The 23,298-nt window shown below is 62.8% G+C and carries 28 protein-coding genes; 13 read left to right on the forward strand and 15 right to left on the reverse strand.

Annotated elements, in window-relative coordinates:
* The first annotated feature begins 37 nt into the window (after positions 1–37).
* The 3 genes from ACR3EK_RS00220 to ACR3EK_RS00230 all read left to right on the forward strand — a co-directional run bounded on the left by ACR3EK_RS00220 (position 38) and on the right by ACR3EK_RS00230 (position 1,308).
* Positions 38–253: a putative signal transducing protein gene (locus ACR3EK_RS00220; protein WP_480632388.1), complete on the forward strand. Its 216-nt coding sequence runs from the start codon at positions 38–40 to the stop codon at positions 251–253.
* The gene (locus ACR3EK_RS00225) at positions 250–1,023 is read left to right on the forward strand and encodes a tRNA1(Val) (adenine(37)-N6)-methyltransferase (protein WP_480632389.1); all 774 of its coding nucleotides are present in this window, start codon (positions 250–252) and stop codon (positions 1,021–1,023) included. Before ACR3EK_RS00220 ends, ACR3EK_RS00225 begins: the two co-directional genes overlap by 4 nt.
* A gap of 120 nt (positions 1,024–1,143) precedes the next feature.
* Positions 1,144–1,308 carry a YdcH family protein gene (locus ACR3EK_RS00230; RefSeq protein ID WP_093963770.1) on the forward strand — a complete coding sequence of 55 codons (165 nt, stop codon included), beginning with the start codon at positions 1,144–1,146 and terminating at the stop codon, positions 1,306–1,308.
* On the opposite strand, the gene yddG is transcribed toward ACR3EK_RS00230, so the two are convergent.
* From yddG to ACR3EK_RS00280, 10 genes are all read right to left on the reverse strand, one after another.
* Positions 1,305–2,171: an aromatic amino acid exporter YddG gene (gene yddG / locus ACR3EK_RS00235; protein ID WP_480632390.1), complete on the reverse strand. Its 867-nt coding sequence runs from the start codon at positions 2,169–2,171 to the stop codon at positions 1,305–1,307. The genes ACR3EK_RS00230 and yddG overlap by 4 nt on opposite strands.
* Complete coding sequence (locus tag ACR3EK_RS00240; RefSeq protein ID WP_170461014.1) at positions 2,168–3,115, reverse strand: transcriptional regulator GcvA; 948 nt, start codon at positions 3,113–3,115, stop codon at positions 2,168–2,170. Before ACR3EK_RS00240 ends, yddG begins: the two co-directional genes overlap by 4 nt.
* Before the next feature lie 296 nt (positions 3,116–3,411).
* Positions 3,412–4,134 (reverse strand): acetoacetyl-CoA reductase, encoded by a 723-nt coding sequence (phbB, locus tag ACR3EK_RS00245; protein ID WP_170342952.1) that lies wholly within the window; start codon positions 4,132–4,134, stop codon positions 3,412–3,414.
* Positions 4,135–4,320: 186 nt separating this feature from the next.
* Positions 4,321–5,496 (reverse strand): acetyl-CoA C-acetyltransferase, encoded by a 1,176-nt coding sequence (locus tag ACR3EK_RS00250; RefSeq protein ID WP_093963511.1) that lies wholly within the window; start codon positions 5,494–5,496, stop codon positions 4,321–4,323.
* A gap of 196 nt (positions 5,497–5,692) precedes the next feature.
* A complete protein-coding gene (locus tag ACR3EK_RS00255; protein ID WP_480632391.1) occupies positions 5,693–6,526 on the reverse strand; it encodes an EAL domain-containing protein in 834 nt (277 codons plus the stop codon).
* 101 nt (positions 6,527–6,627) lie between these two features.
* Complete coding sequence (locus ACR3EK_RS00260) at positions 6,628–6,819, reverse strand: hypothetical protein (protein WP_093963509.1); 192 nt, start codon at positions 6,817–6,819, stop codon at positions 6,628–6,630.
* A gap of 92 nt (positions 6,820–6,911) precedes the next feature.
* Entirely contained in the window at positions 6,912–7,883 is a 972-nt protein-coding gene (locus ACR3EK_RS00265) for a sterol desaturase family protein (RefSeq protein ID WP_170360087.1), read from the reverse strand.
* Positions 7,880–8,266, reverse strand: coding sequence for a hypothetical protein (locus ACR3EK_RS00270; RefSeq protein WP_480632392.1), 387 nt, complete (start codon positions 8,264–8,266; stop codon positions 7,880–7,882). Before ACR3EK_RS00270 ends, ACR3EK_RS00265 begins: the two co-directional genes overlap by 4 nt.
* Before the next feature lie 59 nt (positions 8,267–8,325).
* Positions 8,326–8,655: a hypothetical protein gene (locus ACR3EK_RS00275; protein ID WP_170360091.1), complete on the reverse strand. Its 330-nt coding sequence runs from the start codon at positions 8,653–8,655 to the stop codon at positions 8,326–8,328.
* Positions 8,656–8,735: 80 nt separating this feature from the next.
* Positions 8,736–9,302: a TlpA disulfide reductase family protein gene (locus tag ACR3EK_RS00280; RefSeq protein WP_480632393.1), complete on the reverse strand. Its 567-nt coding sequence runs from the start codon at positions 9,300–9,302 to the stop codon at positions 8,736–8,738.
* A 21-nt stretch (positions 9,303–9,323) separates the two neighbouring features.
* Here ACR3EK_RS00280 and argH point away from each other — a divergent pair, with 21 nt between their 5' ends.
* Together argH and ACR3EK_RS00290 are read left to right on the forward strand one after the other, a co-directional pair.
* The gene (gene argH / locus ACR3EK_RS00285) at positions 9,324–10,715 is read left to right on the forward strand and encodes an argininosuccinate lyase (RefSeq protein WP_170373087.1); all 1,392 of its coding nucleotides are present in this window, start codon (positions 9,324–9,326) and stop codon (positions 10,713–10,715) included.
* Positions 10,712–10,894, forward strand: a complete 183-nt coding sequence (locus tag ACR3EK_RS00290; protein WP_170360096.1) for a hypothetical protein — start codon at positions 10,712–10,714, stop codon at positions 10,892–10,894. Before argH ends, ACR3EK_RS00290 begins: the two co-directional genes overlap by 4 nt.
* 242 nt (positions 10,895–11,136) lie before the next feature.
* On the opposite strand, the gene ACR3EK_RS00295 is transcribed toward ACR3EK_RS00290, so the two are convergent.
* Both ACR3EK_RS00295 and ACR3EK_RS00300 read right to left on the reverse strand, forming a co-directional pair.
* Complete coding sequence (locus ACR3EK_RS00295) at positions 11,137–11,523, reverse strand: glycine zipper family protein (protein WP_170526087.1); 387 nt, start codon at positions 11,521–11,523, stop codon at positions 11,137–11,139.
* Positions 11,524–11,616: 93 nt separating this feature from the next.
* Positions 11,617–12,048, reverse strand: coding sequence for a DUF8051 family protein (locus tag ACR3EK_RS00300; protein ID WP_254442249.1), 432 nt, complete (start codon positions 12,046–12,048; stop codon positions 11,617–11,619).
* Positions 12,049–12,188: 140 nt separating this feature from the next.
* Here ACR3EK_RS00300 and ACR3EK_RS00305 point away from each other — a divergent pair, with 140 nt between their 5' ends.
* The 3 genes from ACR3EK_RS00305 (at position 12,189) to ACR3EK_RS00315 (ending at position 16,720) form a co-directional block, all read left to right on the forward strand.
* A complete protein-coding gene (locus ACR3EK_RS00305) occupies positions 12,189–12,776 on the forward strand; it encodes a TetR/AcrR family transcriptional regulator (protein ID WP_170436050.1) in 588 nt (195 codons plus the stop codon).
* A gap of 98 nt (positions 12,777–12,874) precedes the next feature.
* The gene (lysA, locus tag ACR3EK_RS00310; protein ID WP_480632394.1) at positions 12,875–14,140 is read left to right on the forward strand and encodes a diaminopimelate decarboxylase; all 1,266 of its coding nucleotides are present in this window, start codon (positions 12,875–12,877) and stop codon (positions 14,138–14,140) included.
* 36 nt (positions 14,141–14,176) lie between these two features.
* Positions 14,177–16,720, forward strand: a complete 2,544-nt coding sequence (locus tag ACR3EK_RS00315; RefSeq protein ID WP_480632395.1) for a TIGR02302 family protein — start codon at positions 14,177–14,179, stop codon at positions 16,718–16,720.
* A gap of 9 nt (positions 16,721–16,729) precedes the next feature.
* Here ACR3EK_RS00315 and ACR3EK_RS00320 read toward each other — a convergent pair whose 3' ends face one another.
* Positions 16,730–17,503 (reverse strand): zinc-ribbon domain-containing protein, encoded by a 774-nt coding sequence (locus ACR3EK_RS00320; protein WP_170436051.1) that lies wholly within the window; start codon positions 17,501–17,503, stop codon positions 16,730–16,732.
* Positions 17,504–17,684: 181 nt separating this feature from the next.
* Here ACR3EK_RS00320 and ACR3EK_RS00325 point away from each other — a divergent pair, with 181 nt between their 5' ends.
* The 4 genes from ACR3EK_RS00325 to ACR3EK_RS00340 are packed head-to-tail and all read left to right on the forward strand — an operon-like array spanning position 17,685 to position 20,590.
* On the forward strand, positions 17,685–18,362 hold the full coding sequence (locus tag ACR3EK_RS00325; protein ID WP_170342228.1) for a cell division ATP-binding protein FtsE: 678 nt from the start codon (positions 17,685–17,687) through the stop codon (positions 18,360–18,362).
* Positions 18,359–19,258: a cell division protein FtsX gene (locus ACR3EK_RS00330; protein ID WP_170360108.1), complete on the forward strand. Its 900-nt coding sequence runs from the start codon at positions 18,359–18,361 to the stop codon at positions 19,256–19,258. The genes ACR3EK_RS00325 and ACR3EK_RS00330 overlap by 4 nt, the downstream gene beginning before the upstream one ends.
* A complete protein-coding gene (locus ACR3EK_RS00335; protein ID WP_480632396.1) occupies positions 19,258–20,001 on the forward strand; it encodes a lysophospholipid acyltransferase family protein in 744 nt (247 codons plus the stop codon). The genes ACR3EK_RS00330 and ACR3EK_RS00335 overlap by 1 nt, the downstream gene beginning before the upstream one ends.
* On the forward strand, positions 19,985–20,590 hold the full coding sequence (locus tag ACR3EK_RS00340) for a pyridoxamine 5'-phosphate oxidase family protein (protein ID WP_480632397.1): 606 nt from the start codon (positions 19,985–19,987) through the stop codon (positions 20,588–20,590). Before ACR3EK_RS00335 ends, ACR3EK_RS00340 begins: the two co-directional genes overlap by 17 nt.
* Here ACR3EK_RS00340 and ACR3EK_RS00345 read toward each other — a convergent pair whose 3' ends face one another.
* Positions 20,591–21,184, reverse strand: coding sequence for an NAD(P)H-dependent oxidoreductase (locus ACR3EK_RS00345; RefSeq protein ID WP_480632398.1), 594 nt, complete (start codon positions 21,182–21,184; stop codon positions 20,591–20,593).
* Between the two features lie 102 nt (positions 21,185–21,286).
* On the opposite strand from ACR3EK_RS00345, the gene ACR3EK_RS00350 reads away from it, so the two are divergent.
* Positions 21,287–21,865, forward strand: a complete 579-nt coding sequence (locus ACR3EK_RS00350) for a TetR/AcrR family transcriptional regulator (protein WP_170342920.1) — start codon at positions 21,287–21,289, stop codon at positions 21,863–21,865.
* An 18-nt stretch (positions 21,866–21,883) separates the two neighbouring features.
* Here ACR3EK_RS00350 and lpdA read toward each other — a convergent pair whose 3' ends face one another.
* On the reverse strand, positions 21,884–23,272 hold the full coding sequence (lpdA, locus tag ACR3EK_RS00355; protein ID WP_170526080.1) for a dihydrolipoyl dehydrogenase: 1,389 nt from the start codon (positions 23,270–23,272) through the stop codon (positions 21,884–21,886).
* Positions 23,273–23,298 lie beyond the last annotated feature (26 nt).

Consider the following 23,298-nt stretch of genomic DNA (forward strand, 5'->3'; position numbering starts at 1 on the left):
TCGACTTTCGTCCTGCCTTGCCCTTACATCCATCCCCATGAAAGAACTTCTGCGCAGCACTGATCCGACCATCATCGCCTTTGCATCCGCTCTTCTTGAGGGCGAGGATATAGACTGCTTTGAGATGGACGTAAATATGAGCGTCCTCGAGGGAGGCATCGGAATCTTTCCGCGCCGCCTCATGGTTCGGACCGATGACCTCGAGCGGGCAGAGCGGGTGATGCGTGACAATGACATTCCGCTGGGAAAATGACCGGGTTTCCTGACAGCGCGCTGACTTGCAACGACTTTCTGGGTGGCCGCCTAAAGCTGTGGCAGCCGCGTGACGGTTATCGCGCCGGTATCGATCCGGTGCTACTTGCTGCCGCAGTTCCGGCCAAAGCCGGGCAGTCGGTGCTGGAGCTGGGCTGCGGGGCGGGTGCTGCGGTTCTTTGTCTCGCGACCCGCGTACCCGGTCTGTGCTCGACTGGGATCGAGCTTCAGGCCGACTATGCCGATCTGGCCGCAAGAAACGCGCAATGCAACGAGATTGATCTGTCCGTCCACGTGGCCGACCTGTCCAATATGCCGACTGATCTGCGTCAGCAGCACTTCGACCACGTGATCGCAAACCCGCCCTATTATCGGCCCGGTGCACATAGCGCGGCCGTCGATGCTGGTCGGCGAACGGCGCTGAGCGAGCAGACGCCGCTGTCCGACTGGTTTGATGCGGCAGCGCGCAGGCTGGCACCGCGCGGGTACTTGCACATGATCCAGCGCGCGGAACGCTTGCCCGACATGCTGACGGCCTGCGCGGGTCGGTTGGGCTCGGTAGAGGTTCTGCCCATCGCGCCGCGTATGGGGCGCGGGGCCGAGTTGCTGATCCTGCGGGCGCGCAAGGGCGGGCGCGCGGATTTTCGATTGCATGCGCCGCTGATTCTCCACAGCGGTGACCGCCATGAAAGGGACGGCGAGAGCTATACCGACATGGTATCTGGCATCCTGCGCGAGGGCCGACCAATGCCCTGGCCGGACGCCCGATAGGCAATGACCAGCCGAAATTGTCGGATTTGAACAAGAATCCGAGCGTCTGCAGCGTGACAGGCTGGAAATGATGTGATCAACTTCCCATGTGATATTCAGAAACAGAGAAGGAGGATCGCCATGAGCGTAAGCGCACATCTGACGGAACTGAAGAAGAAGCACGAAACCCTCAGTCTCGAAGTGGAACAAGCCCAGCGCTCGCCCGGTATCGACGATCTCCACATTGCTCAACTCAAAAAGAAGAAGCTGAAGCTGAAGGAAGAGATTGAACGCCTGTCGGCTTAACGTCGTAGGCTGGCGCGTGCCGCGATTGCAGCGCCGCCGGTAACAAGCAATGCCGCGATCGCCAGCGTCCAGGACGGCGTGGCGATCCCGGCGACCACAAGCACCAGAGTTGACAGCAGGGGTGCCGCGTACGAGCTGGTGCCCAACATCTGGATGTCACCGTGCTTGACCCCGATATCCCAGACATAGAACGCCAGCCCAACGGGCCCCAACCCCAGGGCAACGGTCGACATCCAGGCCAGTGCGTCGGGCGGCCAGACTGTCTGCTCAAGGCTGAAATGCAGGATCCACGAGGCGATGGCGGTCAGCACGCAGAACACTGCTACCGAGCTGGTCGGCGTTTGACCCAACCTGCGCGACAATACGGAATACCCCGACCACGTAAGGGCACACAGAAGCGCGAGCGCATAGCCCGGCAGATGTTCGGCCTGAAACCCTGCGGTTCCGCCACCGGTGATGATCAGCGCGGCCCCGGAAAAGCCCAGACAAGCCCCGAGCAGATGGCCCAGACGTAGGGTTTCGCCGGGAAGCAACCCTGAGAAAAGCACGATCAGCAAGGGCCAGAGGTAGGCGATCAATCCGGCCTCGGCCGCAGGTGCCATGCGCAGGGCCGAAAAATACAGGGCGTGGTATCCGAACAAGCCAACCGTGCCGAACGCGAACACCTTCCAACTGACCTGTTTCAGTTGCCCAAGCCCACCGCTGTGCCATGTCCAGATCAAGCCAAGGGTTCCGCCGATCGTGAAGCAGATGGCGTTCAGCAAAAGCGGCGGGGTCGGCGCCGAGCCAACCGTGAACAGCGCCAGCAGTGCCCACAAAAGGACGGCGGCAAAGCCGATGGCGGTGGCGCGGTTCTTTGTCATGCGGGGGGGATTTCCTCGACGGGTATGATTTCCAGACCGTCGGATATGTGCGCGGTTTTTTCGATCTCTGCAAGGAACCAATCCCGGAAGGCGGCAATCTGAGGGCGCGTCTCCTCGCCCGAACGGCACAGGAACCGGAAGCGGGCCTTGGTTTCGATGGCGGTTTTGAAGGGCATGACCAGCCGGCCTTCGATCACATCTTTGATGATCATCGGGCGCCGTCCCAACGCGACGCCGACACCCGCCACCGCGGCATCAATGGCGTGATCCGCGTTCGAGAAATGCGCGCCATGGGTTGGCGTGAAGTCCACCCCGACCGCGCGAAACCAGGCGGGCCAGTCACAGGGCGGGTTCAGGAAGTTGATCGAGTCATCGTGGATCAGCGGCGCTTTGGTCAGGTCCTGCGGCGTCGGAAACCGGGCCGCAAGCTCGGGCGTCATGACCGGCGTCAACCACTCTTGCCGCACGGGAACTGAATACAGCCCGTCATCCTGCCCATACCCGAACCGGATCGCGACATCCACGTCGTCGCGCTCGAAATCGAGATTGCGCAGCGTGGCTGAGAATCTCAGGTCGATCTCGGGATGGGCGCGGGCGAACTCGTAAAGGCGGGGGGCCAGCCATTTGGCTGTCAGGGCCGGCCCAGCGGTCACTGTCAGTGTTGTGTTGTCCTGCAGGCGGCGGGTGGCCGACCAAGCCGCCTGCAGCGCAGCAAACCCTTTTTCCGTGCCCGGGGCCAGGGTTCGTCCGGCCTCGGTCAGCTCGACCGCACGGTTCAATCGGCGGAACAGCGGCTGGCCCAGATGCTCTTCCAGAGACTTGATCTGAAACGACAGCGCGGCTGGTGTCACGTTCAACTCGTCTGCGGCCTTGGCAAAGGACATATGGCGGGCGGCGGCGTCAAAGGCCCTGAGGGCGGTGAGTGGGGGAAGTCGGTCGCTCATCTTCACATAAGAATTTCTAAACTGAATGCGGAAAAACTCTCGTTTGTACCTTTTGAAAACAACAGGCATGTTGAATGCAAGTCAAGTTCACCTTTAGTAGAAGGGAAGAGCCATGATCGAGATGACGACCAATCCTGCCGCACAAAAGGCAATTCTGCGCGCTCATCAAGAGCGCGGCAAGGCGATCCGGAGTTTCTGGAAGTGGATTCTGGGTTCCCGCTGAACGCTGCGCGCGTTCTTACGGGATCAAAGAAGGGCCGACCCGTTGGGTCGGCCCGTTTTCATATAAGCCGCGATCAGACGAAAAACTGCGCGCCGTTGGCCGAAATCGTCGACCCGTTGATGAACTGCGACTCTTCCGAGGCCAGGAACGCGACGCAGCGGGCAATTTCCTCGGGCTCGCCCAAACGGCCTGCGGGGATCTGGCCGATGATGGCTTCACGCACCTTTTCCGGAACGGCCATGACCATCTCGGTCGCGATGTATCCGGGGCAGATGGCGTTTGCGGTGATGCCGGCGCGCGCGCCTTCCTGCGCCAGGGATTTGACGATGCCCAGATCGCCGGCTTTCGTGGCGGCATAGTTCACCTGGGCGAACTGGCCCTTTTGCCCGTTGATCGAGCTGATCACGATCACCCGACCGAACTTGCGCTCGCGCATGCCGGGCCAGACGGGGTGTACGGTGTTGAACACCCCGGTCAGGTTGGTGTCGATCACCTGGTGCCATTGTTCCGGTGTCATCTTGTGGAACGGCGCGTCGCGGGTGATGCCGGCATTGGCGACAACGATGTCGATCGGGCCGAGCTCGGCTTCGACCTTTTCGATGCCCGCCTTGGACTCGTCATAGTCGGCCACGTTCCATTTGTAGGTCGCAATGCCGGTTTCCTCGGTGAACTTGGCCGCGGCTTCGTCATTCCCCGCATACGAGGCGGCTACATTGTATCCTTCGGCCTTGAGCGCTTTGGAAATTGCTGCGCCGATGCCGCGGGTGCCGCCGGTTACGAGTGCTGTACGTGCCATTTAGGACTCCTCCAAATTTAATCGTGTTGGCAATTCTGTTACTCTGAGAGATTGTGTTGCGCAATATCGTTTCGTTGCGAGCTGGCTCTTTCCGTTTGGTGATATTGTCGCATCCTAGGGATATTCTCGGAGTGTAACAAAAAAGGGCGCCCATTGGACGCCCTTATTCGTGACTTGTCAAAGCACTTAGACGCGCTCCACGCACAGGGCGACGCCCATGCCGCCTCCGATGCAGAGGGTTGCCAGACCCTTTTTCGCGTTCCGACGCTTCATTTCGAACAGCAGCGTGTTCAGGACCCGGCAGCCGGATGCTCCGATCGGGTGGCCGATGGCGATCGCGCCGCCGTTCACGTTCACGATCGAGGGATCCCACCCCATGTCCTTGTTCACGGCGCAGGCCTGTGCCGCGAAGGCCTCGTTGGCCTCGACCAGATCCAGATCGTCAACCGACCAGCCGGCCTTTTCCAGCGCCTTGCGCGAGGCATAGATCGGTCCGACACCCATGATCGACGGGTCCAGCCCGGCGGTCGCATAAGACGCGATGCGGGCCAGCGGTTCGATCCCGCGCTTTTCGGCGTTGTCGGCAGACATCAGCAGGGTTGCCGCCGCGCCGTCATTCAGACCCGAGGCGTTGGCCGCAGTCACCGAGCCATCCTTCGTGAAGGCTGGACGCAGCTTGGCCATCGCCTCCATGGTCGCGCCGTGACGGATGTACTCGTCACTATCCATCACGATGTCGCCCTTGCGGGTCTTGATGGTGAAGGGGACGATCTCGTCCTTGAACTTGCCGGCCTTCTGCGCGGCCTCAGCTTTGTTCTGGCTGGCCACGGCGAATTCGTCCTGCATGTCGCGGCTGATCTGCCACTTCTCGGCCACGTTCTCGGCGGTCTGGCCCATGTGGTAGCCGTTGAACGCATCCCACAGGCCGTCGCGGATCATGGTGTCGATGTATTTCATGTCGCCCATCTTGTGGCCCGCGCGCAGCGATGCGGCGTGGGGCGACAGGGTCATGTTTTCCTGACCGCCCGCGCAGACGATCTCGGCATCGCCCAGCTGGATATGCTGAGCGCCCAGTGCGACGGCACGCAGGCCTGAACCACAGACCTGGTTGATGCCCCATGCCGCGCTTTCCTGCGGCAGGCCGGCGTTGATATGCGCCTGGCGTGCGGGGTTCTGGCCTTGGGCGGCCGTCAGAACCTGACCCATGATGGTTTCGCTCACCTCGGACTTGTCGATCCCGGCGCGTTCCACGACGGCTTCGAGGACGGCAGCGCCCAGATCATGTGCGGGGGTGTTCGCAAAGGAACCGCCAAAGCTGCCGACGCCTGTGCGTGCGGCGGATGCGATTACTACGTTGGTCATACAGTCAATCCTTTACCGTCAAGGTCCTGTGGGAAATCTGACGGCGCAGGTCGCACAGAGCCTCTCTGGCGATGCAAGAGCGCCTCGTGATCCCCCGCTCCAGCACTTTCTGCCATAGCGCAATGCTGCACGTGCAGCAACGGACAGCTTGTCTCATGAGAAAGCCTCGGCTGGATAGCGCCCAAGGGAATTCGGTTCAACTTCCTGTTTTGGCTTCTTTTTCCGGTTGCCACGGGGCTTTCACCGTCGGAGCGCCGAATAGGTAGCCCTGCAGACAGTCCACACCGCTGGCCACCAGAAACTCGGCATCTTCACGCGTTTCGACCGATTCGGCGATGACCAGAATCTCGAATTCACGGGCGACGGCGATCAGCGCGCGCACCAGCGCCTGATTGTCCGGGTTGGTGCTGACACCCCGTACGAACTGCCCGTCGATCTTCGCCGCGTCAAAGAAGAACTCGCGAAAATACCTGAAACTGAAGTTGCTGGCGCCGAAGTCATCCAGCGCAAAAGCGATCCCGCGATCCTGAAGCCGGTCCATGAAATCGATCACCAGTTCGGGAACCTGCATTGCCGAGCTTTCGGTGATTTCGAGGATAAGCCGCTCGCCCAGCGTTTTGTCCCGCTTGAGAAACCGGTCCAGGATCCGCGACCAGCGCGCGTATCCGATCGAGCGTGCGGACATGTTGACCGAAAGCCGGATTTCCGGATTGCGAGACAGGGCGCGCAATCCTTTTTCCAATGCTATGCAGTCCAATTCCCGGCCGATTGGTGTGTTTTCCACCTGCGGCATGAACTCCCGCGCGGGGATCACACGGCCGGTTTCGTCCAGCACGCGGATGAATGCCTCATAGAAGGCAACGCCGTGCGGGTCTCGTGCTTGCATGACGGGCTGGAACGCCAGGCGGCATTGCTGATGCTTGACAGCCTCGGTCGCCATTTGAACGGTCGAAGTATCTCGCGCGGCGACGGCCGAATTCAACGGGCTGTCCCCACCCTCTGGCAGATCTGCAAAGTCCTTTTTCCGCATCGACGCCGAATCCCCGTACGTTTCCGAAACCGGTCAGCACGTAGTTTCGGGTCGTACCGGTGAATTTGCGGTTAATGCGCGTCGGGAATCAGTCGGCGGGATCAGCGGGTCGTCTGGGCTGCGTGGCGCAATTCGACTACGGCGCCAATCACGGCGCCCAGGAAGCCTGTGCCCACCATAGCAACTCCAAGCATCATCACCGCCGGCGCAGGCTGCTGGCCAAGGGCGCTGAGCATCGCGATTACCAGGCCCAACAGGCCGGTTGCGGTGAAGATGGCTGTAACGCGGGACATGGTGGAACTCCGACCGAACAAACTTGTCACTTGTCCGGATATGGAGCACGCGCGCCGGAATTCAAGCGCCCGCCCGGCAGACGCCGCCAGTCTCAGGCCTGTTTTGCCTGTTGGTTGGGCAGGTTTTCGTCAAATTGCTCGAAACCGGGCGTTCCGCGATCTTCGGGGTGGCGGGCCAGGTGCTTGGACTTGATCTGCTCGGAGCTGTCGCGGCTGCCGTCATGGCTGTAGCCCGGCGGGGCAAAGCAATAGGCCAGCCGCTGTTTCAGGGTCAGGCCCGGCTGGGTCGCGTCGCGCCAGATGGCCACCCATTCGTGAAAGGCCACCCGCAGCGGGTTGAAGGTGCCGATATTGTGCACCAGGCCATAGTCGACCCGGTCGTGCTCCTGCTCGGGGACGAAGGTGCCGAACAGCTTGTCCCAGATGATGAACACCCCGGCATAGTTGCAATCCAGATAGCGCGCGTTGCGGCCGTGGTGGGCGCGGTGATGGCTGGGGGTGTTCATGACCGCCTCGAACCAGCGGGGCATCTTGCCGATGGCTTCGGTGTGGATCCAGAACTGGTAGATCAGGTTCAAGCCGCCGCAGAACAGCACCATCGCCGGGTGGAAGCCCAACAGGATCAACGGCGCGCGCACAACCATCATGAAGGTGAAGGTATAGGTCCAGGTTTGCCGCAGGGCGGTTGTCAGGTTGTAGTGCTGCGAGCTGTGGTGGTTTACATGGCTGGCCCAGACCCAGCGGATGCGATGCCCGAACCGGTGCACCCAGTAGTATCGCAGGTCATCCAGCACAAAGCACAGGATGATCACCGGGATCGATGTGCCCAGATCCAATGGCGTAATCTTCCACAGCCACATGAAGAACCCATAGGCGATGAAGCCCAGCAGGAATCCGGACGCGATGTTGCCCGCTCCCATGATCAGCGAGGTCACGGCGTCGCGGGTTTCATACCGCCCGCCACGGCCCTTCATGGCGATCCACAGAAATTCGGCCAGGATTGCGGCGATAAAGAACGGCACGGCCCATTGGACGACATCGGGAAAGCTGATCTGGTCGGTCATGCGGGCTCCAGCAGGTGGCGCCAGTGGCGGCGCTCGGTTTCATCAAGGCGGACGGTGACGCCGGGGGTGGCGAAGTCGTGGAACTGGACCTCGATGCCCTCGGGGTGGTCGATCCAGTCGAAATCGCGCAGGTGGCGGGCCACTGTATCGGCGCCAAAGGACCACAACAGGCCCGGCCCGGTCTCGGTGCGCAGCAATGAGGCGTGTCCGTCATGGGCCAGGGTGACGTCGATGATGGTGTCGTCGGGGAAATGGCGCAGCCATTCGGCGCGCGCGACATCGGCGCTCAGCACGCGCTGGCGCGATTTGCCCGTCAGATGCAGCAGTGCGGTGATGCCGGCAATGCCACCGACCACCAGAACCAGCAGGATTTCCAGCGGCATGATGTCCTCCCGCGGACAGAGTGCAAGCGGGGTCAGGCCCTGTCAAAGGTGGCGTTGCGTCAGGGGGTGTTGTGCGGCTCAAGCACTTCGTGCCGGACAACGCGCTCGACGAAGGGCACCAGCCCTTCGGGTCCCGAGGCGCGATCCTTGAGGTGAATGCAGATATCCGGCCGCCGCGCCGCGATGATGCCCACCAGTTCGCCGCGCACCTTGTCATCGAGGCCCGCGCCCATAATCGCGCAGGCGATGCGCGGTTCGGCGTCCAGTTGCCGCCGCACCTCGTCGGGATCATGCGCGCCCAGCCACCGGATCGGAAGATGCTCCAGTTGCCGCGCCACGTCGCCGATCACGTTGGGCAGCCGGCCGATCAGTAAAACCACCGGTTTCATCTCAGCCTCCTGTCTGTTGCCAATGAAAAACCGGCCCTGTCAGGCCGGTTCCAGTCTAGCACAAAAGGCCCGTCAGGTGGTCAGCTTTCGGGGTTCAGCAGGGCCGCGATGATCGCCTTGGCACTGTCCGAGTTCCATTCGGCATCGCCGATCAGCCGCGCGATTTCCTGGCCGTCGGGGTCGATGATTATGGTGACCGGAAGGCCGACGATGCCCATCTCGCGGGCGACGGCCTGCTTCGGGTCTTGGTGGCGGGGCAGGTTGGTGATGCCGTTTTCATTAAAGAACTTCTTGATCCCCGCGGGCGAGTTGCGCCCGGTGGCCAGCGTCAGAACCTCGAACTGGTCTCCGCCGAATTCCTCCTGCAACTCGGCGATCTGGGGCATCTCTTTTCGGCAGGGCGCGCACCAGGTGGCCCAAAAGTTCAGCAGAACGTATTTGCCGCGATAATCTGCCAGCGTGGCGGTGCCGCCGTCATCTTCCAGCAGGAATTCCGCGTCCGAGACCGGTTTCGGCTCGGAATGCAGGATCAGGCGTTTCAGGCTGCCGTCGCGCAGGTCGGCCAGGGCCTGCGTGTCGGCGGCCAAAGCGGCATTTGCACCCAGCGCAAGGGCCATATAAAGGGGGATCAGACGAAACAGGCGCATATCAACTCCGGGTTTTCCAGCATGACCGAACAATCCTCGAACCAGATGTGGGGCGGCCGCTTTGCCGCCGGACCAGACGCGATCATGGAGGCGATCAATGCCTCGATCGGGTTCGACCGACGGATGGCGGCCCAGGACATCGCGGGCTCGCGTGCCCATGCCGCCATGCTGGCCGCCACGGGCGTGATTAGTGATAGTGATGCCGAGGCCATTCGGGAAGGGCTGCTCACCGTTTTGTCAGAGATTGAACGTGGTGAGTTCCAGTTCTCGACCGCGCTGGAAGACATCCACATGAATGTCGAGGCGCGGCTGAAAGAGATCATCGGCGAGCCCGCAGGCCGCCTGCACACCGGCCGCAGCCGCAATGACCAGGTGGCGACCGATTTCAAACTGTGGGTCCGCGATCAGCTGGACGCCGCCGAATCCGGCCTGCTGGCCCTGATCCGCGCGCTTTTGGCGCAGGCCGAGGCTGGGGCCGATTGGGTCATGCCCGGTTTCACCCACCTGCAGACCGCGCAGCCGGTGACCTGGGGCCATCACATGATGGCCTATGTCGAGATGTTCGGCCGCGACCTCAGCCGCGTGCGCGACGCGCGGGCGCGGATGAACGAATGCCCGCTGGGCGCGGCGGCGCTGGCCGGCACCTCTTTCCCGATCGACCGGCACATGACGGCGCAGGCGCTGGGCTTTGACCGGCCCGCCGCCAACTCGCTGGATGCGGTCTCCGATCGCGATTTCGCGCTGGAATTTTTGTCGGTGGCCTCGATCTGCGCGGTGCATCTGTCGCGCTTTGCCGAAGAACTGGTGATCTGGTCCTCGGCCCAGTTCCGCTTTGTCACCCTGTCCGACCGGTTCTCGACCGGATCGTCGATCATGCCGCAGAAAAAGAACCCCGACGCCGCCGAGCTGATCCGCGCCAAGGTGGGTCGGATCTTTGGCGCCAACACGGCGCTGATGATGGTGATGAAGGGGCTACCGCTGGCCTATTCCAAGGACATGCAGGAAGACAAGGAACAGGTCTTTGACGCCGCCGACAACTGGATGCTGGCATTGGCTGCGATGGAAGGCATGGTCAAGGACATGACCGCCAACCGCGACAGCCTGGCCGCTGCCGCCGGCTCGGGCTTTTCCACCGCGACCGATCTGGCCGACTGGCTGGTGCGGGTGCTGGGCCTGCCCTTCCGCGATGCGCACCACGTCACCGGATCGCTGGTCGCCATGGCCGAAAAGAAGGGCTGCGACCTGCCCGATCTGACGCTCGAGGACATGCAATCGGTCCACGCGGGCATCACGCAGGATGTCTATTCTGTCCTTGGCGTGGATAATTCGGTAAACTCGCGCCAGTCCTATGGCGGTACGGCCCCGGACCAGGTCCGGGCGCAGATCGCCCGCTGGAAGGAGATGCTGGAATGACAATCTTGCGTGTGATTGCCCTGATCGGGGCCGCCTTCACCTTGGCGGCCTGCGGCGCTGACGGAGAGCCCGTCCAGCCGACCCTGAACGCCAATGTGGGCGTTTCGACCAGTGGCACATATGTGAGCGGGGGCGTCGGCCTGCACCGAGGCCCCCTCAGCGTGTTTCTGGGGATCTGAACGCTCTGCGGTTGAAAGCGACGTGCCAGTCGCCATTTAGCAAGTGATCCAACAAATGAAGGCAGCGAAATGAAACCACTCGGCCTTATCCTGTCGCTTGCCATAATGGCGGCGTGTGAGACCACGAATCCGCCGCGTTCGCAGCCAGTAGAAGAGCCCGCGCGCTCGGGGGCTGGAGTGTCCGTATCCGGATACGCGCGGGCCGGGGTGTCGACGAATTTCTGAGTGAGCCGTTGATGCGTTCAGCCGGCCACTGGGTGCCCGCGCTGCCGCAGACACTCGATCAGAATGTCACGCCGGGTGTTGCGCATCTCGGCGGCTCCGGCGACTGCACCTGCCGCTGATCCCACTGCTGCGCCGGCTATGGCGCCTTCTGTGTTTCCAACCGTGTCGTCCGAAATGCCTGCCAATGCGCCGACCCCGGCGCCTATCAAGGCCTGTGTCCGGGTTTCCGGGTTCCACAGGTCCTGAGACTTGGCCAATGCGCGGCACTGGTCCAGATCAGCGGCGTAGGCCGGGCCCGGCTCGGCAGACAGGACGGGTTGGTGTTGGGCCCCGGTGCCGCTGCATGCGGCTGTGACCAGGGCCAGCGGCAAGACGGTCAATGTGAATCGTTCCTTGAACAGCATGAGTTGTCTTTCCTTGTCGGTATTCCGGCGGAACCCGGAGCCACTTCCTTTTGCTGTGGCTTCGGCCCCTATACGAGGGCGTGCCGGGCGGGTTCAGATGTGGCCCAGGCCACGATGAGCCAAGGCCACGATGTAGAAAGCCAGGATGAAATCCAGAATCTCGATCAGTCCCAGCATCAGCGGAATTGAGTCGGGTGATGTGGGGAAGACGTGATCCAGGTCCAACAGGACCACGAAGATGTATCCCCAGGCCGCCACGATGGCGCCCCAGCTTGCCGTTGCCGAACCGCGCAGCATGGCCACCGCCGACCCCACGGCCAGCAGGGCAAGCGCGATCAGAAAGGCGTTGAAACCCCAGAATACCGTTCCGCCCAGTCCGGAAAAGTCGCGGGTCTCGATCGGGCCGCCGGGGACCAGCGTGACAAAGCTGGCAACGAGGACAAGCATCAGTTTGGCGGCTGTCGCCGTGGGTTGGGACGCCATAGGCCGCGTTGGGCCGGTGTTGATTTGTGACGAATGCACCATGACAGAATCCTTTTAATGACTTGTGGGTCATAAATGGAGATGGCGCTACTGACCGTCAAGTCATTAAAAGATTGAATTTGCGTGACGCCGCGTCCAATCTGCGTCAAGAGAGGCGCGCCGGAAGAAAATCGGGGGGCAAGATGCCGAAGATCGTCGATCGCGAAGAGATGCAGGGGCGGATATTGGATGCCGCCATGGCCTGCTTTCTGGATCAGGGCTATCACGCCACCAAGATGCAGGACGTGGCCCATCAGGCCGGGATGGCCAAGGGCACGTTGTATCTGTACTTCCAAAGCAAGGAGGCTCTGCTTCTGGCGTTGCTGCAGCGGTATTTCGAGGATATCCGCGCCCGCATCAGCGACATCCCGGCCCCGCAGACGCTGGACCAGTTCATGACCGGGCTGCGTCTGTCCATGCCTGCCGACCGTCTGGCTGCGACGCGGCTGTTCTTTGACGTGCTGGGCCCCGGATTTCAGGACCCGCGCGCGGCCGAGGTCATTGGCGGGTTCTTCGCCTGGCTTGCCGATCATTATGCGGCTCACTTCGCTCCTTTGATCCGCGCGGGTGAAATCCGCGGCGATCTCAGTGCGCTGGCCGCCGCGCAGGCGGTGACGGCGATGCTGGATGGATTAGTTATCCATCTGGCGATCTTCGGGGGCGATGAAAGCGACTTTGAGGCGCGGCGCGATGCGACCCTTTCGTTGCTTGAGGCCGGCCTGCGCGGATAAGCCGTTGCGCCCGACTACTGTGCGGTTCGCACCGGATTGCGTGCCCACGTCGCAAATCCCGTTGATCCACAGGCCTGTTTTGGTCTAAGCGCGCAGATATGGATCACTTTCTTTACCGCGATGGCGTGTTGTGCGCCGAGGACGTCCCGGTCGCCGAGATCGCTGCTGCGGTCGGCACGCCGTTCTATGTCTATTCCACGGCGACGCTGCTGCGGCACTACAACCTGTTCGACGAGGCGTTGGCAGGTACCGACCACGTGGTCTGTTATGCGATGAAGGCCGCCAGCAATCAGGCCATTCTGAGAACGCTGGCGCAGGCGGGCGCGGGGATGGACGTGGTTTCGGGCGGCGAGTACCTGCGGGCCAAGGCAGCGGGTGTGCCGGGCGAAAAGATCGTGTTCTCGGGCGTCGGCAAAACGGCCGAGGAAATCCGCATCGCGCTGACCGGCGGGATTCGCCAGTTCAACGTCGAATCCGAGCCCGAGATGGAGGTGATCAACGCCGTCGCGCAGGACCTGGGCGTGATCGCGCCGATCACCGTTCGCGTGAATCCGGACGTCGACGCCAAGACCCACGCCAAAATCGCCACCGGTAAATCCGAAAACAAATTCGGCATCCCGATCGTCCGTGCACCCGAGGTCTATGCCCATGCGGCCAGCCTGCCCGGCCTCAAGGTGGTGGGCATCGACGTGCATATCGGCTCTCAACTGACCGATCTTGAGCCATTCCGCCTGGCCTACTCCAAAGTCGCCGAACTGACCGAACAGCTGCGCGCACAGGGCCACGACATTCACCGTCTGGACCTGGGTGGCGGGCTGGGCATTCCCTATGCCCGCTCGAACGAAGCACCGCCGCTGCCGTTGGAATACGGTGCGATGATCAAGGAAACGCTGGGCCATCTGGGCTGCGAGATCGAGATCGAGCCGGGCCGTCTGATCGCGGGCAACGCGGGGCTGATGGTGTCAAAGGTGATCTATGTGAAGTCGGGCGAAGGGCGCAATTTCCTGATCCTCGACGGGGCGATGAACGATCTGATCCGCCCGGCCATGTACGACGCCTATCATGACATCGTTCCCGTCATCGAGCCCGCGCCGGGGGTCGAACAACGCCCCTATGACATTGTCGGGCCGGTCTGCGAGACCGGGGATACCTTTGCGAAACAAAGGGCGATGCCACCGCTGAACCCGGGGGATCTGGTCGCATTTCGCAGCGCCGGCGCCTATGGCGCGGTTATGTCCAGTGAATACAACACCCGGCCCCTGATCCCCGAAGTTCTGGTTCATGGCGATCAATTCGCGGTTATTCGTGAACGGCCAACCTTTGACGAAATCATAAACCGCGATACCATACCTGAGTGGCTGTGACGCGATAACCGCGCGGGCCCGACCCGGAGGCCTGACGTGACCGACACTCGCAACCTGCCGATCCCCAGACTGTCCCTGTTGCTGACGCGCACGGGGATGCTGGCCGAGCAGGTGATGCGCGCTTTTTGGCCGTTCCTGTCGATTGCGGCCCTGATCATGGCGGCCTTGCTGCTGGGCCTCCACGACCTCGTCGGCGTTGAAACCGTCTGGATCATCGGAGCCGCATCCATTCTGGCGTTTACGGTTGCATTGGTCTGGGGCGCGCGGAGGTTTCGGTTCCCCACCCGCACGCAGGCGCTTGTCCGACTGGACGAGACACTGCCGGGCCGTCCCATTCAGGCGTTGCTGGACGATCAGGCCATCGGGGCGATGGACGAAGATTCGCGCGCTTTGTGGCAGGCCCATCAGGCGCGCATGGCCGCCCGCGCCGCGCGGGCAGGACCGGTCAAGCCTGACCTGAACCTTGCCGCTCGTGACCCTTACGCGCTGCGCTATGCGGCGCTTTTGGCGCTGGTGGTCGGATTGCTGTTCGGATCGTTCTGGAAAGTTGGATCGGTCGCCCAGATGACACCCGGCACGGCCGTAGCCGGCCAAGGCCCCAGCTGGGAAGGCTGGGTCGAGCCACCTCGCTATACCGGCCTGCCGACGCTGTATCTGGCCGATCAATCCGGTCCGACGCTGACAGTGCCACAAGGCAGCCGCGTCACTTTGCGCTTCTATGGCGAGGTCGGCGCGCACAGCTTGACCGAAACCAGTTCCTCCGCTTCCACCACGACAGCAACCGATCCGGATCAGGAGTTTGTCGTCGAGCGTTCGGGCCGATTGTCGATCGAGGGCCCTGCAGGACGTGACTGGGGTGTCGAGGTCATTGCGGACGCGCCGCCGGTAATCGCCGTGGCCGAACCCGCCACCGCCGAGGCTGGTGGCCAGATGAAACTGCCGTTCTCGGCGCGTGACGATTATGGCATCCTGTCAGGCACCGCGTTGATCGAGTTGGACCTGTCTGCGGTCGATCGTCGCCATGGTCTGGCCGTTGAGCCCGAACCTCGCGACGCGGTCACCGTCGACCTGCCCATGCCGATCGCTGGTGACCGGAGCGATTTCACGGAAGATCTGATCGAGGACTTTTCGGAACACCCTTGGGCGCACCTGCCGGTCAAGATTACCCTTTCGGCCGTCGATGCCGCTGATCAGGTGTCGGAGTCGGATGTCTACCGAACCGACCTTCCTGCCCGCCGGTTCTTTGATCCGCTGGCTGCGGCGGTGATTGAACAGCGCCGCGATCTGCTGTGGTCGCGCGACAATGCCAAAAGGGTGGCTCAGCTGTTGCGGGCGGTTTCGCACCGGCCCGAAGATGTCTTCCGTTCGGAAACCGCATATCTGCGACTGCGCTATATTCTACGCCGGTTGGAAACCTTTACGGAATTCGGCCTGGGCCCCGAACAGCAGACCGAGATCGCGCAAGCCCTGTGGGATCTGGCCATCCTGATCGAAGAAGGCACGCTCGCCGACGCGCTGGAGCGGATGCGTCGCGCTCAGGAACGTCTGACCGAAGCGATGCAGAACGGTGCCAGCGACGAGGAAATCGCCGAGTTGATGCAGGAGCTGCGTGAAGCGACCGACGAGTATCTTCGTCAGCTGCAGCGACTGGCGCAGGAAAACCCGGACGGCCAGCAGGGCCAGCAGAACCAATCCGGTGAATCCATGCAGATGACGCAGGATGACCTGCAGCGGATGATGGACCGGATACAGGAACTGATGGAGCAGGGCCGCATGGCCGAGGCCCAGCAGGCGCTGGAGGAGTTCCAGCAGATGATGGAAAACATGCGGGTGACCCAAGGCCAGGGACAGGGGCAACAATCCGAAGGCCAGCAGGCCATGGAAGGCTTGGCCGAAACTCTGCGTGAGCAGCAGGGCCTGAGCGACGAGGCCTTCCGTGACTTGCAGGAGCAATTCAATCCCGGCGCGCAGGCCGGTGAAAGCCAGGGCAATGAAGGCCGCTCGGGCGGTCAGGGGCGCGGCCAGAGCCATGAGGGTCAGGGCGGCCGGGGCCAAGGATCGGATCAGGCGGGCGAAGGCCAGCAAGGGCAAGGGACTCTGGCTGACCGCCAACAGGCGCTGCGCGATGAACTGAATCGCCAGCAGCAGAACCTGCCGGGCGCCGGAACACCCGAAGGCGACGCCGCACGCGAGTCGCTGGGGCGTGCAGGTCGTGCCATGGATGAGGCCGAAGATGCCCTGCGGAGCGACGACCTTGCCGAAGCGATCGACCGCCAGTCCGAAGCAATGGAAGCGTTGCGCGAAGGGATGCGCGAGCTGGGTGAGGCCATGGCCCAGAACCAGCAGAACCAGCCCGGTCAGGGTACGCAGGAAGGCGACATGCAGGCCAACAACCGCGATCCGCTGGGTCGGAATCCGGGTGCTGCGGGCTCGATCTCGACCGAGGAGAACCTGCTGCAGGGGGATGATGTGTACCGCCGTGCCCGCGAGTTGCTGGATGAAATCCGTCGCCGCACGGGCGAAACCGACAGGCCCAGAATCGAACTGGAATACCTCAAAAGGCTGCTCGAGCGGTTCTGACCGGCAGAGTTACTCGGTCGCGGAGCCAGCCTGCGATTCCAGCCAGATCCGGGCCTGATCGACCATCGAGACATACGACTGCAACACAGGCTCGGCCTGGGGAACTGCCTCGCTGATCTGGCGGGCGTTGCCGTAGATCAGGAACAGGATGACCCCGATGATCAGGATCAGCGCAAAGCCCCGCAGGAACCCGCCCGATTTCCGCGGCGGGGCTTCGGCGGGCTCTGCCGCGGTCGGGGCGTCGTCGCTGCGCAAAGTCGAATTGATGCTGTCCACATCCGGCAGCGCCTCTTTCTGACCGGTTCCCGAGGCGGTTTCGGTCGCCGCAGGAGGTTTGGGCTTGGGGGCCGGTTCCGGCTGCAGATCCAGGCCCAGATCCGGCTGACTTTCCAGGCCGGACCCTTCTTTGGCGCGCAGTTCGGCCTCACGCGCGGCTTCCTCTCGCAGGATTGTCGCAACGGCCGGATCGACGTTGCCGGTCGGAGCGGCTGGCCGGGCTTCGTCCGTGGGTTCGGGATCGGGCTGTTCGGCTTCGACCTGTTCGTCTTCTGCCTGCTCCGGTTCCGGCGCAGCAGCTTCGGCGGCCGGCGGCTCAGACGTATCCGAGGGCGCGCTTTCGGCCGGCCCATCATCGGTTTCGGCCGCGACAGGCTCAGCCTCCGGGTGTTTGGGTTGGAACCAGGTCTGCTCGCAGCTCGAGCATTGCACGTCTCGGCCTTCTTCCGGAATGACCTCATCCGGAACCTCGTACTGGGCATTACAGTTCGGGCATGTTAGTCGCATACTGCCTCCCCGGCCGCCAGCGGCCTGTCGTCGTTTTTCCAAGAATGATAATCCGTTAAGGCGAAACAGCAAAGCGCGTTTTCGGCCCGGTGGATCAAGTGTCGCCAAATGGACTCGGTGCAGGCATTGAAACCGTGGTCGTGCTCGGGCAAGAAGGGCGCAAGCAATATTGAGGGCAGGCGTGATCGAGCTTGAAAATGTCAGCTACAGCTATGGCGGCGGTGAACTGCTGAGCAATGTCTCGGTCCAGTTGCAGCCGGGGTCGTTCCATTTTCTGACCGGCCCGTCCGGAGCGGGCAAAACGACCCTGTTGAAACTCTGCTATGGCGCGTTGCTGGCCAGTTCGGGGCGGATCAGCGCCTTTGACCAGGACATTGCCCGACTGGACCGGGACCAGATGGCCCTGCTGCGCCGCCGCATCGGTGTCGTTCATCAGGACTGCCGGTTTCTGGACCACATGACTCTGGCTGAGAATGTCGCCCTGCCACTGATGGTGTCGGGACGCTCTGTCGAGTCCGAGCAGGAAGATCTGACCGAACTCCTGTCCTGGGTCGGTCTTGGTGGCCGCCTGGACGCACTTCCGCCGGAGCTTTCGGGCGGCGAGCGGCAACGGGCTGCACTGGCGCGGGCGGTCATCCTGTCACCGGACGTGGTGTTGGCCGACGAACCCACCGGCAACGTCGACTGGGAGATGTCCCAGCGTCTGCTGCGTCTGCTGATCGAGCTGAACCACATGGGAAAGACCGTGGTGATCGCCACCCATGATCTGAGCTTGATCCGGGCGGCCAAAAGCCAGGTGCAGGCCCGGGTTCTTCGGATCTCGCAGCGGCGGCTGCAACTGGCGGGGGCGGATCTATGATTGCCGATGACATTCGCGCCCTGCTGCGCCGGGACGCCCGGGCCGACCGCGTCGTGCCGCCAACGGGATTTACGGCGCACCTGACCCTTTTCGTGTCAGGTGCGATGGCCTTTCTGACAGTATTCGCGCTGGCGCTGTCGCTGGCTTCGGGGAGGTTGGCCGATCGCTGGGCCTCGGAGCTGGCCGGAGCGGCCACTCTGCGGATCAATGCGCCTGCTGAACAGCGTGCCGCGCAGACCGAGGCCGCTCTGGAGGTTCTGAAACAGACCTCGGGCGTGGCCTCGGCCCGCGCGCTCAGCGCCGAAGAACAGGCCGCGCTGCTGGCCCCCTGGTTCGGGCCCGATCTGCCGCTGGACACCCTGCCGGTGCCGCAGCTGATCGAGATCATCGAGGGCGAGCCGGGGCTGGACACGATGGGCCTGCGCCTGCGGCTGGCGGCCGAGGTGCCAGGCGCGGTTCTGGATGACCATTCCCGCTGGCGCGAGCCGCTGGTCGATGCAGCCACCTCGCTGCGGCGGTTGGGCTGGATCTCGATCCTGCTGATCGGCGGGGCCACGGCGGCGATGATCACGCTTGCTGCCAATGCCTCGCTTGCGGCCAACGCCCAGATCATCGAGGTGCTGCGTCAGGTCGGCGCGCGCGACCGTTTCATCGCCGGTGCTTTCGTGCGGCGCTTCACCTGGCGCGCGTTTTTCGGTGCCGTGGTGGGGACGGTTCTGGGCCTGACCGGGGTGCTGCTGCTGCCCGAGGCATCGGATGCGGGCGGTTTCCTGACCGGCCTTGGATTCCAGGGCGCCGACTGGTTGTTGCCCGCCGTAATCCCCTTATTGGGCGCAGCCGTGGCCTTTGCCGCGACATGGTCGGCGGCCCGTCGCAAATTGAAGGAGCTCTCGTGATGGCAATGGCGGTCCAATGGGTGCGCTCGCTGATCTTCATGGTAACGATCTACGCATGGATGGCGTTTCTGGGCCTGGTCTTCGCGCCCTATGCGCTGTTCTCCAAGCGCGGGGCCCTGCGCGCCTGCAAGACCTATGCGCGTACGACCATATGGCTGGCGCGCTGGATGGTGGGCATTCGCGGCGAGGTGCGCGGCAACGTGCCCACGGGTGAAGTGGTGATCGCCGCCAAGCATCAATCCTTCTTCGACATCATCCTGATCTTCGACGCGATCCCCCATGGCAAGTTCATCATGAAGCGCGAACTGCTGTGGACCCCGATCATCGGCATGTATGCCCGTCGTCTGGGCTGTATCCCGGTCAATCGCGGCAAGCGAGGCGCGGCAGTGGCCAAGATGGTCAAGGACGTTTCCAAAGAGTTTACCGAGCCCGGGCAACTGGTGATCTATCCGCAGGGCACCCGCGTGGCGCCGGGGGTCTACAAGCCCTACAAGGTCGGCACCGCCGTACTGTACGAGGGGCTGGGCTTCCCCTGCGTGCCGGCGGCCACCAATGTCGGTGTCTTCTGGCCTCGGTCGGGGATTCTGCGCAAACCCGGCCATGCGATCGTCGAGTTCCTCGACCCGATCGAACCGGGCGTTGATCGCGACTCGTTCCTGGCCCGGCTGGAAGAGGTGATCGAGACGCGTTCGAACGCGCTGATGCGCGAAGTGGGGTTTGATCCGGATGCAGTACATCAATGACATCACCGCGCTCGAGGCGCTGTACGGCACCCCCGGCGCGGCCTCGATGCGGAAGGTTGCGCGGCAACTGACGCCGCTCTACCGCAAATGGATCATGGCGTCGCGGCTGTGCGTGCTGTCCACAGTGGGCCCCGAAGGCGTGGATGGCAGCCCCCGGGGCGATGACGGCCCGGTGGTGATAGAACTGGACCCAGGCACCCTGGCCTTGCCCGACTGGCGCGGCAACAACCGCCTGGACAGCCTGCGCAACATCGTGCGCGATCCGCGTGTGGCGCTGATGTTCATGGTGCCCGGCTCGAACAACGTGGTGCGGGTGAACGGTACCGCCCGGTTGACGGCCGACGCCGACCTGCGCGCCCGGTTCGAGAAAAAGGGCAAGCAACCGGCCACGGTGATCGTTATCGAAATCGGGGAAATCTACACGCAATGCGCCCGCGCCCTGATGCGGGCTGAAACCTGGACCGGCGGCGATCTCAGCGCCGGGTTGCCGACGGTGGGCGAGATTCTGGCCGAGGTGTCTCAGGGCGAGGAAGGCGGCGCACGCTATGATCGCGAATGGGGCGCGCGCGCCGCAAAGACGATGTGGTGATCACGCTGCCGTCGCGCCCAGCCGGGTGACCCGTGCGATCCATTTCTGGACGCTGTCCTGCTTGGGGTAGCTGGCACCGGAAAACCAGGTGAACCGCGTCGGCTTGAACCCGACAAATCCCAGAACCTGACCGCGCATCTGGTGAATCAGCGCCCGGCGGTAGACCAGCCGCATGAACCAGCCCGGCGTGTCCGAGGTGATGATGACCCGTGCAGTTCGGCCGTCGAGCATCGGCGCCGGGAATCCCAGTTTGTTGGGATTGCGGGTGTCGAACGTACGGCCGGGGATGAACATCCGGTCGATCAGCCCCTTGAGCTTGGCGGGCAGGCCGCCCCACCACATGGGCGTCGTCAGAACCAGGTGATCGCTCCATTCGAAATCCTGCAGAACCTGCTCCAGAACCGGCTCCAGCGGTTTGAAATCATGATAGTTGCCCTGTCCGAAATCGAAATCGAACTCCAAATCGCTGAGGTGAACGGTCTTCACGTCATGGCCCTTGGCGCGGGCGGCTTCGGCATAGGTGGCGGCAAAGGTGCGCGACAGGCTGCTTTCGGCGGGGTGACCGTCGAGGATGAGAATTTTCTTGGGGTGCATCGGGATTCTCCTAAAATTGACCACGGTCAGTTTATAGAATCAAAAAATGACCACGGTCAATATTAAATTTGACCACGGTCAAAAAACATGCGAACAAGCCTCATGCAAAAGACGATTCAGAAACGAACCCTGAAGACCCGCGCCAAGCTGCTGCAGGCAGCGGCGGACGTGGTGCAGAAAAACGGATACCAGGCGTTGCGCGTGGAAGAGGTGGTACAGGCCGCCGGCGTGGCCAAGGGCACCTTCTTTGCCCATTTCCACGACAAGGACGCGCTGATGGAGATCCTGATCGGGGAAAAACTGGACGCCTGCCTGGATCAGGCGCAGGCGGCGGAACCGCCGAAAACCGTGCCCCAGATCATCGAGGCTCTGGCCCCGGTGCATGATTTCATGATGTCCGAACGCTACGTGTTCGACCTGCTAATCCGCTATTCCGGGGCGGCCGCGATCTCTGAAATCGGGCCGATCGCCTATTGCTTCGAGAAATACTTCCGGATCGTGATGATGTGGCTGGATCAGGCCGAGGTTAGACAGGACGTGTCGACTGACCTGCTGGCCGAGGGCGTGCAGGCCTTTGCCATCCAGGCCATGTCACTGAAATTCTGCGCCCTGCATTCGGCGACCACATTCACCGACCGGCTGGAAACCTATCTGCGGGCGTGGCTGACTCCGGCGGCCTGACCGCCGGAGCCGAACTCATCAGGCGTGGATCGGACCATCGCCGCAGGCCAGCGCCGCTTCGCGCACGGCCTCGGAATAGGTCGGGTGCGCGTGGCAGGTCAGCGCCAGATCCTCGGCCGAGGCGCCGAACTCCATCGCAACGCAGACCTCGTGGATCAGGTCGCCCGCGCCGGGGCCGATGATGTGGCAGCCTAGAATGCGGTCGGTCTCCTTGTCGGCCAGGATCTTGACGAACCCGTCGGCGGCAAAATTCGCCTTGGCGCGGCCATTGCCCATGAAGCTGAACTTGCCCACCTTGTAGGCGCGGCCCTGCTCCTTGAGGGTGGCTTCGGTCTCGCCGACATTGGCAACCTCGGGCCAGGTGTAGATCACGCCCGGAATGACGCCATAGTTCACGTGCCCATGCTTGCCCGCGACCACTTCGGCGGCGGCCATGCCTTCGTCCTCGGCCTTGTGGGCCAGCATCGGGCCTTCGATCACGTCACCGATGGCGTAGATGCCCGGCACGTTGGTCTGCCAGTCCTTGCCGACCTTGATCTGACCGCGCGGGGTCAGCTCGACCCCCAGCGCATCCAGACCCAGCCCGTCATGGAACGGCTTGCGCCCGGTGGCGACCAGAACAGTGTCGGCCTCGATCACGTGCTCGCTGTCATCCTTGCGCAGCTTGTAGGTCACCTTGGCCTTGGTCTTGGTGGCCTCGGTCTTTTGCACCGCGGCGCCCATGACGAAGTTCAGGCCCTGTTTCTTGAGGATCCGCTGGAAGGTCTTCTGCACCTCGGGGTCCATGCCCGGGGTGATGACGTCCAGGTATTCGATCACAGTCACCTCGGCGCCCAGACGCTGATAGACCGAGCCCAGTTCCAGCCCGATCACGCCAGCGCCGATGACCACCAGCTTTTTCGGGATCTTGCCCAGCTCCAGCGCGCCGGTCGAGGTCACGACGACCTTTTCGTCGACCTCGACGCCGGGCAGCGACGCCGCCTCGGAGCCGGAGGCGATGATGATGTTCTTGGCCTCGTGCACCTCGTCACCGACCTTTACCTTGCCGGGCGCAGGGATCGAGCCCCAGCCCTTGAGCCAGTCGATCTTGTTCTTCTTGAACAGGAACTCGACGCCTTTGGTGTTGGTGTCGATCACGTCCTGCTTGTAGGCCAGCATCTGTTTCCAGTCGACCGAGGGGCTTTTGCCCTTGAGGCCCATCTTGGCAAAATTGTGCTCGGCCTCGTGCAGCTGATGGCTGGCATGCAGCAGCGCCTTGGACGGAATGCAGCCCACGTTCAGACAGGTGCCGCCCAGCGTCTCGCGCCCTTCGACGACGGCGGTTTTCAGGCCCAGCTGCGCGCAGCGGATGGCGCAGACATAGCCGCCGGGACCGGCGCCGATTACGATGACGTCATAGTTAGCCATTTTGTTCTCCCAAATCCGCGGAGTGT

Source organism: Ruegeria sp. BC8 (assembly GCF_056535705.1).

Bases quoted from the DNA above. Each gene is read 5' to 3' on its own strand.
- ACR3EK_RS00220 (WP_480632388.1), top strand. From the start codon at position 38: ATGAAAGAACTTCTGCGCAGCACTGATCCGACCATCATCGCCTTTGCA.
- ACR3EK_RS00225 (WP_480632389.1), top strand. From the start codon at position 250: ATGACCGGGTTTCCTGACAGCGCGCTGACTTGCAACGACTTTCTGGGT.
- ACR3EK_RS00230 (WP_093963770.1), top strand. From the start codon at position 1,144: ATGAGCGTAAGCGCACATCTGACGGAACTGAAGAAGAAGCACGAAACC.
- yddG (WP_480632390.1), bottom strand. From the start codon at position 2,171: ATGACAAAGAACCGCGCCACCGCCATCGGCTTTGCCGCCGTCCTTTTG.
- ACR3EK_RS00240 (WP_170461014.1), bottom strand. From the start codon at position 3,115: ATGAGCGACCGACTTCCCCCACTCACCGCCCTCAGGGCCTTTGACGCC.
- phbB (WP_170342952.1), bottom strand. From the start codon at position 4,134: ATGGCACGTACAGCACTCGTAACCGGCGGCACCCGCGGCATCGGCGCA.
- ACR3EK_RS00250 (WP_093963511.1), bottom strand. From the start codon at position 5,496: ATGACCAACGTAGTAATCGCATCCGCCGCACGCACAGGCGTCGGCAGC.
- ACR3EK_RS00255 (WP_480632391.1), bottom strand. From the start codon at position 6,526: ATGCGGAAAAAGGACTTTGCAGATCTGCCAGAGGGTGGGGACAGCCCG.
- ACR3EK_RS00260 (WP_093963509.1), bottom strand. From the start codon at position 6,819: ATGTCCCGCGTTACAGCCATCTTCACCGCAACCGGCCTGTTGGGCCTG.
- ACR3EK_RS00265 (WP_170360087.1), bottom strand. From the start codon at position 7,883: ATGACCGACCAGATCAGCTTTCCCGATGTCGTCCAATGGGCCGTGCCG.
- ACR3EK_RS00270 (WP_480632392.1), bottom strand. From the start codon at position 8,266: ATGCCGCTGGAAATCCTGCTGGTTCTGGTGGTCGGTGGCATTGCCGGC.
- ACR3EK_RS00275 (WP_170360091.1), bottom strand. From the start codon at position 8,655: ATGAAACCGGTGGTTTTACTGATCGGCCGGCTGCCCAACGTGATCGGC.
- ACR3EK_RS00280 (WP_480632393.1), bottom strand. From the start codon at position 9,302: ATGCGCCTGTTTCGTCTGATCCCCCTTTATATGGCCCTTGCGCTGGGT.
- argH (WP_170373087.1), top strand. From the start codon at position 9,324: ATGACCGAACAATCCTCGAACCAGATGTGGGGCGGCCGCTTTGCCGCC.
- ACR3EK_RS00290 (WP_170360096.1), top strand. From the start codon at position 10,712: ATGACAATCTTGCGTGTGATTGCCCTGATCGGGGCCGCCTTCACCTTG.
- ACR3EK_RS00295 (WP_170526087.1), bottom strand. From the start codon at position 11,523: ATGCTGTTCAAGGAACGATTCACATTGACCGTCTTGCCGCTGGCCCTG.
- ACR3EK_RS00300 (WP_254442249.1), bottom strand. From the start codon at position 12,048: ATGGTGCATTCGTCACAAATCAACACCGGCCCAACGCGGCCTATGGCG.
- ACR3EK_RS00305 (WP_170436050.1), top strand. From the start codon at position 12,189: ATGCCGAAGATCGTCGATCGCGAAGAGATGCAGGGGCGGATATTGGAT.
- lysA (WP_480632394.1), top strand. From the start codon at position 12,875: ATGGATCACTTTCTTTACCGCGATGGCGTGTTGTGCGCCGAGGACGTC.
- ACR3EK_RS00320 (WP_170436051.1), bottom strand. From the start codon at position 17,503: ATGCGACTAACATGCCCGAACTGTAATGCCCAGTACGAGGTTCCGGAT.
- ACR3EK_RS00330 (WP_170360108.1), top strand. From the start codon at position 18,359: ATGATTGCCGATGACATTCGCGCCCTGCTGCGCCGGGACGCCCGGGCC.
- ACR3EK_RS00335 (WP_480632396.1), top strand. From the start codon at position 19,258: ATGGCAATGGCGGTCCAATGGGTGCGCTCGCTGATCTTCATGGTAACG.
- ACR3EK_RS00340 (WP_480632397.1), top strand. From the start codon at position 19,985: ATGCAGTACATCAATGACATCACCGCGCTCGAGGCGCTGTACGGCACC.
- ACR3EK_RS00345 (WP_480632398.1), bottom strand. From the start codon at position 21,184: ATGCACCCCAAGAAAATTCTCATCCTCGACGGTCACCCCGCCGAAAGC.
- ACR3EK_RS00350 (WP_170342920.1), top strand. From the start codon at position 21,287: ATGCAAAAGACGATTCAGAAACGAACCCTGAAGACCCGCGCCAAGCTG.
- lpdA (WP_170526080.1), bottom strand. From the start codon at position 23,272: ATGGCTAACTATGACGTCATCGTAATCGGCGCCGGTCCCGGCGGCTAT.